Below are 12,655 nucleotides of genomic sequence, written 5' to 3' on the forward strand. Positions count from 1 at the left end.
GATAGCAACCCATTTAACTTATTTAACTGTTTTTTCTTGCACAAATATTTGCGCAGGTCTTAGAATTCTGCGTTTCATCAAAGACTTAAAACTCCGTGCCCTCTGCGTCCTCTGTGGTGAAATACCCTACAGAATAGACAGCGCAGCCAATTGGCACATTGGCATATTAGCATATTGCCACATTATTCAGAATCTTTTCCAGCAATTCCTCAATAGTATCTACCTTTGAAACTTCTCCTTTCTGAGAATAAACAGTAAAACTCCCCTCCTTTTTCAAGTCACCGACTTCAATACAAAACTCTGATTCTACACCTTTATCAGCAAGAATACCGTTACGTTGTAAAGCTTTACGCACCATAGCATATCCCTGCCCTTCTCCTATAAGACGAAGTTGTGTAATATATTCATTATTTACCCGGAAAAGACCGGTTTCAATATCAAAAATAATTCCCTTATGAGCAAAGAAGGTACTTAAACTACCATTGAGTGAAAGATCTTCAGGAGTACCAATTATAACTCCGTTCATTTTATCCATCAACCATATTTTGTCGGCAATCTGCAATGCCAATTCCAGGTCGTGTGTAGAAAGAAAAATAGTTTTATTCGTCTGACGGCTCAACCGATGAAGTAATTGCATCATCTCTACCTTACTGGGAAAATCAAGAAAAGCGGTCGGTTCATCCAGAAAGATAATAGGCGTTTCCTGTGCCAATGCTTTTGCAATCATCACTTTCTGCCGTTCACCATCACTTAACGTATGCACCATTCTATCAGCAAGTTTCTCTATCTTCACTAAAGAGATAGAACGTTCTACGATTCGTTTGTCATCTTCGTCAAGTGTTCCCCAAAAACCGGTATAAGGAGTACGTCCAAGTCCCACCAACTCCGTTACAGTCATATTGCGCACTTCACATTTTTCGGTCAGCACTACGCTGATGGCCATAGACAGGTCTTTATCCTTGTATTGTTCAATCTCTTTGCCCTGAATGCAAATTTCTCCGCCAAGCTTAGGCTGAAAGGCAGAAAGAGTACGTAACAAAGTAGATTTACCAATACCATTAGCTCCCAACAAACAAGTTAGTTCACCACTATTGATACCGGCATTGATATGCTCGGCAACAACCTTCACCTCTCCTTTACCAGGATAACCGATGGAGAGATCTTTTATATGAATGGTATTTTGCTTCATGATTATTGATGTATGGCTACAATTCCGGGGAACAAAGATACTTATTTATGCAGTGATAGCCCAGACGATAACGGTTTTCTTTTCCATCCTCACCGTTCTTCTTTAGTTTACTTACCGGGGAATGCTCCTGCTCTCACCGGGGGAAGATGTTTTAGATGTACATGTCGTACTGCTCCACATGTACATGTCGTACCGCTCCACATGCACATGTCGTACTGCTTTACATGTACATCTAAAACATCATTCCCCTACGACCTTCGGTACGTTGGGTTATAATAAACTTACCAATGTCCTTACTGCAAGACAAACTACCCAACCCGTTTGTGTACAAAAGGAGCGCAGAGAAAACAAAAGATAAAAGTCTGTATATCAACCGATAATAAAGTACGTACTTTATAGGTATAAGAGAACGTATTTAACAGCATGTTAAAATCTATTTTAACACACCTTTAAATACGTACTCTTGTTTATATGATATTCAATCTTTAAAACAGCGAAAACTGATCATTGCGCAGGCTTTTAACCAAACGCTCTTTCACGATATCATCTTCTTGCAATTCACCTACAAGCATAGGAGAATTTTTATCATGCTTGTTTAAATTATACTTCACCGTGTTATAGTTTCCTTTGATGGCATAACAATAAATACAGCCATTCAGGCAACTCTCATAAGTACCGATGTCAATACTCTCCGCACACCGGCAAATATCACGCTGATTTTTATCTTTCCGGGCGGATATAGGATAACCTGCAATTCTTTCCACCAATTGATTATCAATGCACAATCCACCCGGAATGCCCAAGTGAGTCAAATCTACCTTGGCTGTACATGTATCCAATTGAATAGAACAGGTATCCACCGTTTTTTTAAAGGATACCGCCATCTCCTCAATATCCGCTTTCAGTAGAGGTTGTATGTTGAATCGGCTGACAGCAGTGCGGATATGCTGATAATGATCTATAAAACCAAGCATACATTTCTCTGTATGTTCTTTTAACTCATATGCGATTTCAGCAAATTTCTCTTTGTGAAAACCAGGAGTATATGTCTCATTGGTAAGAACCGGATCATAACGCCAGATTACTTTCTCCTTACCTATCCGGTCCGAAAGACGCTTAAAAGTATCAATACGTTTACTTATAGCAGGGAGATGATTCTCAATATCCGGCCCATAAGGGTTGAGAGTAAACTGAAAATAGTAATTGTATTCTTTCAGTTTGTCCAGCTTTTCAAGCATCGGAGCCGGATTCTTTGACCAGAAAACAATACAGTCTACTACGGCAGGATCCAGACTAATCCTACTTATCATTTTTGAGTTATAAGGATTGGGAACAAGCACATACCTTTCTTTTATCCGGTTAAAAAACCAGTCTGAATAAAAGGCGGGTATATCAGTTCTGCGACTTGCACTAATTATCATCTTGTAAAGTTAGCAAAAAGAGAATAAGGGGAGAAAAAGGGAACGTAAAAAAAAGACAAAAGACTTTAAAGCTATCCAGGCAAAAGGTAAATAGTATAAAGTCTTTTGTCTTTATCCGTAAATCAGTAATCTACTGACCCTTAATCATCAGGCCCTGAAACCGATAACAGAACGTGGAGATAGCCGCATTTCATTGATCTTCATCCGATTTACGGCAAAACGCACATCTTCTTCTTCAATAGTCTGATAAAGCCCCTTATCCTCTGAAGGCGTACTTCTGAATACTCTTTCTGCCATCGCAGGAAGTACCCCGTTCGTTATTAATTGCCCCATCCAGCGGGCGTTACTGAAATAAGAATCTTTATGCTCACAGACGTGAACCACTGTTTCTTTCAGAACACTCCGCGCACCATTCGTCAGCACATACCCTTTCTTATCCAACAGATCATATCCTATCCGTAATAACTCGTCAACAGAGTAATCTTCAAAATGAAATTGATGCGGAAAACGTCCCCACAGTCCCAGGTTGGCATCCATCATCGCCTTCATCTCTTTTTCATAACCGGCAAATATAACCAGTATATCAGCATGCTCCAATGCAAGTACGGCTAATAAGGACTCTAATACCCGAAATCCAAAATCCTTATGGTCACTTGCTCCATCATAAAGCGTATATGCTTCGTCTATGAAAAGAACATTGCCCCGTGCACGTTCCAGAATCTCCTGCATATTTTTTTCCGTCTCTCCGATAAAACGCCCTACCAACTGCGAACGCCCGGTCACTATAACCTCTCCTTTGGACAGTTGCCCCAATGCATGATATATTTTTCCTACCATCTTGGCTACTGTTGTTTTTCCCGTTCCCGGATTACCGGTAAAAATCATGTGATGTGCCCCCGGCCCTTGAACAGGTAACCCCAACTGTTTACGTTTTTCATTGAAACGTACAAATTTGAAAGCCTGTTCCATATTCTGCTTTACTTTACTTAAACCAACCAAAGCATTCAGTTGCTTCATACTTTCATCAAACAAGTTGGCCTGAGCTTCAAAAAAAGTTGTATCGATATCTTGTGCTTCAATACGTATAAGGGCTTCTGATAAATCTTCGGATGGTTGATTCTCTTCGAGAAGAATGCGCTCCTGCATACGGGGATAGATAGCCTTATGGATAAACTTACTGACGGTATCTTCTTTCCAATATAACAATGTTCCGTTATCAGATTCTGTCTTCATGCTCCGGTACAAAACCTGTTGTGCATCCGACGAAAGATAAAAGGATTCGTTTTCCAGTTGTTGCTCTATTAAATTAAGTATATCATGCATAGAGAAACTTTCTGTCTTAAAACGGTTCTCTTCCGGAAAATACGCAGCAAGTTCAGGGACTAACTCAAACAGTTGATTGATCTCAGCGTCCATGCCGGACAGTATAAACATCCCCTCTTGTTTTTGCAATGCATTAATCATCTTGCCAATCACGTTCGAAGCACCCGGAGAGGTTAATGCTAATAAATGATCCAGATAAATAACTTTTCCAAAACACTGGGTGAAAAGTTCAGTTGCCGCTTCATATGGATTAACCGCATTATGTGTTTCGGTCAGCGTATACGCGTTCACCTGTTTAAAGTAAATTTCCGAACCGGTAAGTAGAAAAGCCGCATTTTTTGCGAAAATCTCCTTATTCTTTCCACCCGTTCCGGTAATGACAAAATTTGAATAATACCGGAGAATATTCAGCTTACGACGTTTACGCAACCGGCCGAATTCACTCTGTTTATATAAGTCCAATAGTTGATAACGCGCAGCTGTCATGCCCGGAAGCTTGTGTAACTCATTATACCACAATGGATTCTTTCCTAAATAACGGGCAAGCATATAGTCAACTGAGTTTTTATGGATAGGTTCATAGCCGCAATCGATCATTCCTTTTCCTCCTAAAGAGAAAGAAACCCTGTAAAGAGGCTCATCATTGTGTGATAATAGTACAAAATAATGCCCTTCCTTCCACATTCTTTTAGGATGGAAAGTCAGTCTCACGACGTTCTCATCTGACTCTGCATCTCCCGGCCTGCCTTCGGATTCACCTACCAGATTTAGCAAACTATTATAACAGAATGCTGTAAAATGATGAAAGGAAGTAACTGCTTCCCCAAAAAGGATATTCAAATACATACGTCCGGAAGTTCCGCAGATTTCTTTAGAATCCCCATGATGCTCAATATGTACCGATTGTATAGTATACTTATTACTTTTATCCGTAAATGTTTTGTTTGATTTATTCTTATTCATAGTAGTATAATAATTAAGAGTAAAGAATATAAGACTTTTAAATGTATAGAAACACGAAACCCCGCACAAGTTAATATACGGGCATGAGAAAGACCGCCTCAGTGAAGAGACAGTTATGCGCAAATCATAAAATGAATGAGGAAAAAGGTTCAATTATGAAAAGTACAGGCCTACATAGCTTTCTTCGTTCCCGATCTGCACGAATTTTATACCGGACAGATCTTGAACGTTGTTCAAAATGTCAAAGATCAAAATGTATCAACCAACAAAATCCCAGCCGGGACTCCGTTAATCGAATCACATTGTTCATCTTTGAATTCCGAATTTCAAAACTGTGTAGCCTCATTTTGAGAAAATATTTCTAGTTTTGTGCAAATATACAGGAACTTCCGGGTGTTTCCAAATAATGCTGAAGAAAATTGGAGTAAGCTCTAAAGATAACAACCGTAATTAAGGTATAACTATCCGTAATTTGTATACCTGGGCTTTTGTATATTCCAAGTAATTTTGCAACGTGAAATAATAGATAAGAATATGAAGTTATTAAAACAAATCCGAATGCGTATGTTTATAGGAATACTATTAGTTATTGTAGCTGTTTTCGCCTTGATTGGAATTGTTTTCATTAACCAGTCAAGCTTTGGCAAACTTCCTCAGGGTAAACGGCTGGAAAGAATCAGGCAGTCACCGCATTATAAAGACGGAGCTTTCCAGAATCTGCATGAGACAGTGATGATGACCTCCGACAAGAGCCGTTTCAGAAGCATCCTGGATTTTCTATTCAGAAAAGTCGAAGGACTACGCCCTGAAAAAGAAATACCGGTTATCAAAACGAATCTCCGGGGAATAAGCAACAACAAAGATGTACTGGTCTGGTTTGGACATTCTTCCTATCTTATTCAAATCGACGGGAAACGAATACTGGTAGATCCGGTCTTTTGTATGGGCTCTCCGGTTTCGTTCATCAACAAGCCATTTCCGGCTACCTATACCTACCAACCCAATGACATGCCGGATATTGATTATCTGGTGATAACGCATGACCATTGGGATCATTTGGACTATCAGACGATTATGCAACTGAAAGATCGTATCAGAAAGATAATATGCCCATTGGGAGTCGGCGAGCATTTTGAATATTGGGGATTTGAAGAAGATCAGCTTATAGAACTTGATTGGTATGAAAATTCCACTTCCGACAATGAGGCAGGGCTATCCATACACTGTCTGCCAGCCCGGCACTTCTCAGGCCGTGGCCTTACTGTCAACCAGACACTCTGGGGCTCTTTCCTTATCGAAACCTCGTCAAAGAAGATCTTTATCGGAGGAGATGGTGGGTATGATACGCATTTTGAAGAGATAGGGAATCGTTATCCCGGAATAGATCTGGCAATTCTGGAAAACGGACAATATAATGAGGATTGGAAATACATCCACACAATGCCATCAGAATTAAACCGGGTTGCCAAAGACCTGAAAGCCCGGAAGATACTGACGGTACACCACTCTAAATTTGCTTTAGCAAAACATCGGTGGGACGAACCGATCATGAATGTACGAAAAATGATAGAGACGGATTCGCTAAATGTTCTCAACCCTGTGATTGGTGAAGTTGTCAACATAGACAAATAGATACCGCATTCATACTCATTGGGAGTACAAGTACTGTATCCCAACTATTTTGAAACGCAGATTATCGCAAAGTCATGTAAAGAATATCATCCCTCAACTATAATGTAGTCTTATTATAATCTGCGAAAATCTGCGTTTATTTGCGTTTCAATAAAACACCGTCATAGTATGAACTAAATCTTATCTTTTTATTTCCAATCAGTAATATTGGTAACAATATCCGTAATTTATCTATTTCTTAACCAAACATATCAGAGTAATTTTGCATCAGTCAGATAAAAAATAAAAGATATGAGAACAAGAAACATTTTAATGATGCTTATAGTTATGGTAACAATGTCAGGAACAAATGTAAAAGCTCAGCAAGTATTTAAAGCAAAAAAGGTGTTAGTCGCCTATTTCTCATGGTCGGGAAATACCCGTAGTGTTGCAAACCAGATCGCAGAATTGACCGACGGAAAGCTTTTCGAAATTCAAACAACAACACCTTATCCGGAAGAATATCGCTTATGTACGGAGGTAGCTAAAAAAGAAAAAGAAGCAGACGCACGCCCGGAACTGAAAACCAAAGTCGACAATATAGATACCTACGATGTCATATTTGTAGGATACCCTAACTGGTGGGGAACTGCTCCTATGGCTATATGGACTTTTCTGGAAAGCTACAATTTCTCTGGCAAGACAGTCATTCCTTTCTGCACACATGGTGGCGGAGGTGAACAGAATTGCTTCAAAGATTTTGTAAAGCACACTGAGAAAGCTACAATAAAAAAGGGCTTTCTCATCAATGGAGGAAGCGCAAACTCAGCTCGGACAAAGGTAGAAAAATGGCTGCACGAAATTGATCATTAAAAACACAATTATGTTACGAAAAGTAAGACTCATTTCCGCCCTGGTATGTTTCACTCTGATCACTTTACTGTTTCTTGATTTTACAGGCACTATTCATACCTGGTTTGGATGGTTGGCAAAGATACAGTTCCTACCGGCCCTATTGGCACTGAATATAGGAGTAATCATTGCACTAATGGTATTAACTCTCATTCTGGGGCGGATCTATTGTTCAGTCATCTGCCCGCTCGGTGTGTTTCAGGACCTGGTATCGTGGATAGCCGGAAAACGCAGAAAGAATCGTTTTCGTTATTCCCCCGGCCTTTCGTGGTTACGGTATGGAGTACTGGCGGTCTTTATCATTGCCATTATTGCCGGTATAGGTACGATTGTTACCTTACTGGCACCTTATAGCACTTACGGACGCATCGTTTCCAATCTGTTTGCACCGCTTTACCAATGGGGAAACAATCTTTTGGCCTACTGGGCAGAACGTGTGGACAGTTATGCTTTTTATTCAGTTGATGTATGGATGAAGGGTGTCACAACTTTTGGTATTGCTATTACAGCATTTATCATTCTTGCTTTGCTGGCATGGCGAAACGGACGTACTTACTGTAATACAATTTGTCCGGTGGGAACACTTTTGGGTTTCGTAGCTAAATATTCATGGTTGAAGCCGGTAATTGACACTTCAAAATGCGTAAATTGTCAGTTGTGTGCCCGCAATTGCAAAGCTTCATGTATCAATATAAAAGAACACAAGATTGATTACAGCCGGTGTGTGGCATGTATGAACTGTATCGGAAAATGTCCTAAAAATGCGATTCAGTACAAACACCCTCTCAATGCCGGCACAAAAATAGTCAAAGTAACAGATGAACAGATAGACAATGCACGCCGTAGTTTCTTGTCTGCCACTTCTTTGTTGGCTACTTCTACCCTTCTGAAAGCACAAGAGAAAAAAGTAGATGGCGGACTCGCGATAATAGAAGAAAAGAAGATTCCCAATCGTACTACTCCTGTCACTCCGGCAGGTTCATTGAGTGCCCGGAATTTTGCAAATCATTGTACGGCTTGTCAGCTCTGTATATCCGTTTGTTCCAATCAGGTACTGCGTCCTTCCGCTAAGCTTGAAACACTGATGCAACCGGAAATGTATTATGAACGTGGTTATTGCCGCCCTGAATGCACGAAATGTGCCGAAGTATGTCCGACAGGTGCTATACGGCCCATTACCACAGCAGAGAAATCTGCAATACAAATCGGTCATGCAGTATACATATATGAAAATTGCGTAGTCAATACAGATGGCGTAAATTGTGGAAACTGTGCCCGTCACTGTCCGACAGGTGCTATACAAATGATAGCCAGTATTGCCGATGACCCGGAATCTCCTAAACTTCCGGTAATCAATGAGGAACGTTGTATTGGTTGCGGAGCTTGTGAGAACCTTTGCCCGGCACGTCCGTTTAGTGCAATTTATGTAGAAGGACATCAAAAACACAGAATTGTTTAAAAGAGAAGCCATGAATAAGAAAAATAAAAAGGAGATAGACCGTCGGAAGTTTCTGAAAGTATTAGGTGCAGGTGCCGTAACTACTACAGCTGCCATGTATGGTTGCAGTTACCAAAGTGACTCAGCAGCAATAAATGGAAACTCCGGAGACACCCAAACAGGCGAAATGACCTATCGCATCTCCCCTTCCACAGGTGATAAAGTTTCCATACTGGGATATGGCTGCATGCGCCTGCCAACTATTAATAATACCAGTGCAAGAGACACTCAGGATGAAATTGATCAGGATATGGTCAATGAACTGACCGATTATGCAATTGCACACGGCGTTAACTACTTCGACACATCGCCTGCATATTGCAGAGGGCGTTCCGAACATGCTATGGGGATTGCACTCAGCCGACACCCGCGCGACAGCTATTTTATAGCTACGAAGTTATCCAATTTCAGTCCGGATACCTGGAGTCGGCAGGCTTCCATAGCTATGTATCACAACTCCTTGAAAGAGCTACAAGTAGATTACCTGGATTATATGCTGCTACACGGTATTGGAATGGGAGGCATGGAAGCGTTGAAAGGCCGTTATTTAGATAACGGCATGCTTGATTTTCTTATCAAGGAACGCGAAGCGGGACGCATCCGTAACCTCGGTTTCTCATACCATGGAGATATTGAAGTATTCGATTATCTACTTTCCCGGCACGATGAAATAAAATGGGATTTTGTACAAATCCAGCTGAACTATGTAGATTGGAAGCATGCCAAAGAAGTAAATACCCGTAATACAGATGCTGAATACTTGTATGCCGAAGTTTCCAAGCGAAACATTCCTGCAATTATCATGGAACCTCTATTAGGAGGGCGTCTGTCTAATGTGCCCAACCACATAGTAGGGCGCTTAAAACAACGTCGTCCGACAGACAGTGTTGCCTCATGGGCATTCCGCTTTGCGGGTTCACCCGAAGGAGTACTTACGGTATTGAGTGGAATGACGTATATGGAGCATCTGAAGGATAATTTACGTACCTATTCACCTTTGGTGCCATTGACTGAAAATGATAAAGAGTTTCTGGAAGAAACGGCACAACTGATGTTGAAATATCCTACAATCCCCTGCAATGATTGTAAATATTGCATGCCTTGCCCCTATGGCCTGGATATTCCGGCCATTCTGATACATTACAATAAGTGTGTAAATGAGGGTAATGTCCCGGAAAGCAGTCAGGAGGAAAATTATCGTAAAGCACGCCGTGCATTTTTAGTGGGTTATGATCGTAGTGTACCACGCCTGCGTCAGGCCAATCACTGTATCGGATGTGACCAATGTGTACATCATTGTCCGCAGAATATAAATATACCGGGAGAACTACATCGCATTGATCAATTTGTAGAACAGCTAAAACAAGGTACTTTATGAATATGGAAAAATTAATCCAACTACTACATGAAGAGCAATATTCATGCGTTATCCGCCACAAACGAAAAATTTATGTATTTGAACAACGAGGAGTTGCTGACTTATACAACTTACTAAAACAGACTCCGTGGATACTACAAGGGGCCCATATTGCAGACAAGGTAGTTGGAAAAGCCGCGGCCGCCTTAATGATATTGGGCCAGGTGAAACAACTGTATGCTGATGTAATAAGTGAACCTGCCTGGGAAATATTGCAGGAAGCAGCTATCAAGGTGGAATTCAGGCTAAAAGTACCTCTGATAAAAAACCGCACTCAAACAGGTTGGTGTCCGTTGGAAACGCTATGCAAAGAAAAGGCTACTGCCCAAGAGTGTTTTATATCTATACAACATTTTATAAATACACAGAATAAGATTGCAACGTGATAGAAGTAACTATCATAAAAGTATTTTATATGCCCAAAGCGACATTTTACAGGTGAGATAAATATAGATTCCCGGCAACATTAATTTTGTGAAATTCTGTATTCATTTGGTGCCACTCCGGTTATCTTTTTAAACAGGCTGCTAAAGTACTGTACATTAGTGAAACCTAACTTATCTGCAACCAGGGCAGTCGTATTGTTCTTATCGGACAACATTCTTTTAGATGTCTCAAAACGTTTTTGCTGGAAATACTCATATATATTTTTTCCTGTCTCAAACTTTAACAGGTCGCTAAAGTAATGAGGAGATAATTGAAGGTTCCTTGCACAATACTCGGCTGATGGCAATATGCCATTCATGAGTTTGCCAGACTGAACATATTCATCCCATAACAAGTCGGTTTTATTGATTATGAGTTTATTGGGTTCGTTGCGTGTGATAAATTGCCGTTCATAATAACGAGTGCAATAGTCTAAAAACAACTCGATATATCTCGAAATAATTGTTTTAGTATGACAATCGATGGCATGTTGCAATTCTTCTCCGATATTGCATAAACATTCTATTATCTTTGTCTTTTCACGCAAAGAAAGATGTAAGGCCTCCTCCGGTTTATAATAAAAGAATGAGTAATTCTTTATATTTGCTTCCAGCGAAGTGTGATACAGTAAATCCGGGTGGAATGCCAGCAACCAACCTTTTTGAGAAAGTATCTTGTTTTTATCCGCCTTAAAGGATTCTCCCGGAGTAAGAAATATCAATGATGCATTGGAATAATCATAATATTTACGTCCGTACAGGAAATCTTCAGCATGACCTTCTATCAATATGACTGTATAGAAGCCAAACTTAAGGGTACGTTGTTCCAAATTAGCTTTCGACAAATCAATGACACTTATCAATGGATGAAGCGTTTTACACCCTAAACAGCAATTACATTGATGTACAGTTTCTATATTCAATATGTTTTTTTTCATAAAAACAGCCTATTTTTAGCAAAGACTACACTAAGTAGTTTATCAAAGAACTATATCGTTTTGTGCCCTGTACTCATTAGGTGAACATCCGACGTTCTTTTTAAACAGACGTGAAAAATGTTGCGTATACTGAAATCCTAACTTATATGCAATCTGAGAAATTGGCTGATTGGTATTGAGTATCTGGTCTTTTGCATGATTGATTATTTTGAACACAATGTGCTGCTGGGCACTCTTCCCTGTCTCTTTTTTTATTAAATCACCAAAATAATTAGGCGAAAGAAAAACCTTATCTGCAAAGTATTTCACGGTGGGGAAACCATTCTTTTCTGCATTTTGTTCCAGGAAATAATCATCCAGGAGATGTTCAAACTGTACAATAATGTCTTTATTCACTCCACTGCGGGTGTTAAATTGCCGTTCATAAAAACGCATACAATAGTCAAGCAATAGTTCTATGTTTTTAGCTATCAAAATTTTGCTATGTTTATCTATTGCACGCTCTAACTCCATCGTGATATTTTTAAGGCAGTCCGTTATTATTTGCTGTTCAGCAAGAGACACATGAAGCGCTTCACTTACCTCATAAGAAAAGAAAGAGTACTTATTGATGTTCTGCCCCAAAGATGTACCACGAATTAAGTCAGGATGAAACACAATGCCTATGGAAGACGGTTGGACGTTTTCTTTCAATTCAATACCTATAACCTGTCCTGGCGCAAAACTAACAATTGTTCCTTCCTGATAATCATATTGTTTTTTACCGTATTTAAGATCTCCGCACTTCGTATGTTTCAAGAAGAGCGAATAAAAACCCATATTGATCCGGATATGATTCGGACGATTGGTTGCCTTTTTCAAATCTACAATTCCGACCAGCGGATGCATGGTCTCCAACCCGTATAACTTATTGTATTGATCAATGGTATCAATCTTTATAATTTCATCCATAATATGA

10 protein-coding genes are annotated in these 12,655 nt (G+C 39.9%); 5 read left to right on the top strand and 5 right to left on the bottom strand.

Annotation, left to right across the window (positions count from 1 at the left end; genetic code table 11):
• Positions 1-166: 166 nt before the first annotated feature.
• The 3 genes from HCG69_RS10285 to HCG69_RS10295 all read right to left on the bottom strand — a co-directional run bounded on the left by HCG69_RS10285 (position 167) and on the right by HCG69_RS10295 (position 4,896).
• Positions 167-1,189 (bottom strand): ABC transporter ATP-binding protein, encoded by a 1,023-nt coding sequence (locus HCG69_RS10285; RefSeq protein WP_221649967.1) that lies wholly within the window; start codon positions 1,187-1,189, stop codon positions 167-169.
• 485 nt (positions 1,190-1,674) lie between these two features.
• Positions 1,675-2,610, bottom strand: coding sequence for a DUF1848 domain-containing protein (locus tag HCG69_RS10290; RefSeq protein WP_221649968.1), 936 nt, complete (start codon positions 2,608-2,610; stop codon positions 1,675-1,677).
• A 147-nt stretch (positions 2,611-2,757) separates the two neighbouring features.
• Positions 2,758-4,896 (bottom strand): AAA family ATPase, encoded by a 2,139-nt coding sequence (locus HCG69_RS10295; RefSeq protein ID WP_221649969.1) that lies wholly within the window; start codon positions 4,894-4,896, stop codon positions 2,758-2,760.
• A gap of 534 nt (positions 4,897-5,430) precedes the next feature.
• On the opposite strand from HCG69_RS10295, the gene HCG69_RS10300 reads away from it, so the two are divergent.
• The 5 genes from HCG69_RS10300 to HCG69_RS10320 all read left to right on the top strand — a co-directional run bounded on the left by HCG69_RS10300 (position 5,431) and on the right by HCG69_RS10320 (position 10,720).
• On the top strand, positions 5,431-6,528 hold the full coding sequence (locus HCG69_RS10300) for an MBL fold metallo-hydrolase (RefSeq protein WP_304524017.1): 1,098 nt from the start codon (positions 5,431-5,433) through the stop codon (positions 6,526-6,528).
• 291 nt (positions 6,529-6,819) lie between these two features.
• Positions 6,820-7,380 (top strand): flavodoxin, encoded by a 561-nt coding sequence (locus HCG69_RS10305; RefSeq protein ID WP_221649970.1) that lies wholly within the window; start codon positions 6,820-6,822, stop codon positions 7,378-7,380.
• Positions 7,381-7,390: 10 nt separating this feature from the next.
• Positions 7,391-8,878: a 4Fe-4S binding protein gene (locus HCG69_RS10310; RefSeq protein WP_221649971.1), complete on the top strand. Its 1,488-nt coding sequence runs from the start codon at positions 7,391-7,393 to the stop codon at positions 8,876-8,878.
• Positions 8,879-8,888: 10 nt separating this feature from the next.
• Positions 8,889-10,295, top strand: coding sequence for an aldo/keto reductase (locus HCG69_RS10315; RefSeq protein WP_221649972.1), 1,407 nt, complete (start codon positions 8,889-8,891; stop codon positions 10,293-10,295).
• A gap of 2 nt (positions 10,296-10,297) precedes the next feature.
• Entirely contained in the window at positions 10,298-10,720 is a 423-nt protein-coding gene (locus HCG69_RS10320) for a DUF1893 domain-containing protein (RefSeq protein WP_221649973.1), read from the top strand.
• 80 nt (positions 10,721-10,800) lie between these two features.
• On the opposite strand, the gene HCG69_RS10325 is transcribed toward HCG69_RS10320, so the two are convergent.
• Together HCG69_RS10325 and HCG69_RS10330 are read right to left on the bottom strand one after the other, a co-directional pair.
• A complete protein-coding gene (locus HCG69_RS10325; protein WP_195569946.1) occupies positions 10,801-11,697 on the bottom strand; it encodes an AraC family transcriptional regulator in 897 nt (298 codons plus the stop codon).
• 42 nt (positions 11,698-11,739) lie between these two features.
• A complete protein-coding gene (locus HCG69_RS10330; protein WP_221649974.1) occupies positions 11,740-12,648 on the bottom strand; it encodes an AraC family transcriptional regulator in 909 nt (302 codons plus the stop codon).
• Positions 12,649-12,655 lie beyond the last annotated feature (7 nt).

It is taken from the genome of Bacteroides sp. K03 (assembly GCF_019734355.1).
GTDB lineage: Bacteria > Bacteroidota > Bacteroidia > Bacteroidales > Bacteroidaceae > Bacteroides > Bacteroides nordii.

Excerpts from the sequence above, each read along its gene's own strand:
- HCG69_RS10295 (WP_221649969.1), bottom strand. The coding sequence starts at position 4,896 with ATGAATAAGAATAAATCAAACAAAACATTTACGGATAAAAGTAATAAG.
- HCG69_RS10285 (WP_221649967.1), bottom strand. The coding sequence starts at position 1,189 with ATGAAGCAAAATACCATTCATATAAAAGATCTCTCCATCGGTTATCCT.
- HCG69_RS10305 (WP_221649970.1), top strand. The coding sequence starts at position 6,820 with ATGAGAACAAGAAACATTTTAATGATGCTTATAGTTATGGTAACAATG.
- HCG69_RS10290 (WP_221649968.1), bottom strand. The coding sequence starts at position 2,610 with ATGATAATTAGTGCAAGTCGCAGAACTGATATACCCGCCTTTTATTCA.
- HCG69_RS10330 (WP_221649974.1), bottom strand. The coding sequence starts at position 12,648 with ATGGATGAAATTATAAAGATTGATACCATTGATCAATACAATAAGTTA.
- HCG69_RS10310 (WP_221649971.1), top strand. The coding sequence starts at position 7,391 with ATGTTACGAAAAGTAAGACTCATTTCCGCCCTGGTATGTTTCACTCTG.
- HCG69_RS10325 (WP_195569946.1), bottom strand. The coding sequence starts at position 11,697 with ATGAAAAAAAACATATTGAATATAGAAACTGTACATCAATGTAATTGC.
- HCG69_RS10300 (WP_304524017.1), top strand. The coding sequence starts at position 5,431 with ATGAAGTTATTAAAACAAATCCGAATGCGTATGTTTATAGGAATACTA.
- HCG69_RS10320 (WP_221649973.1), top strand. The coding sequence starts at position 10,298 with ATGGAAAAATTAATCCAACTACTACATGAAGAGCAATATTCATGCGTT.
- HCG69_RS10315 (WP_221649972.1), top strand. The coding sequence starts at position 8,889 with ATGAATAAGAAAAATAAAAAGGAGATAGACCGTCGGAAGTTTCTGAAA.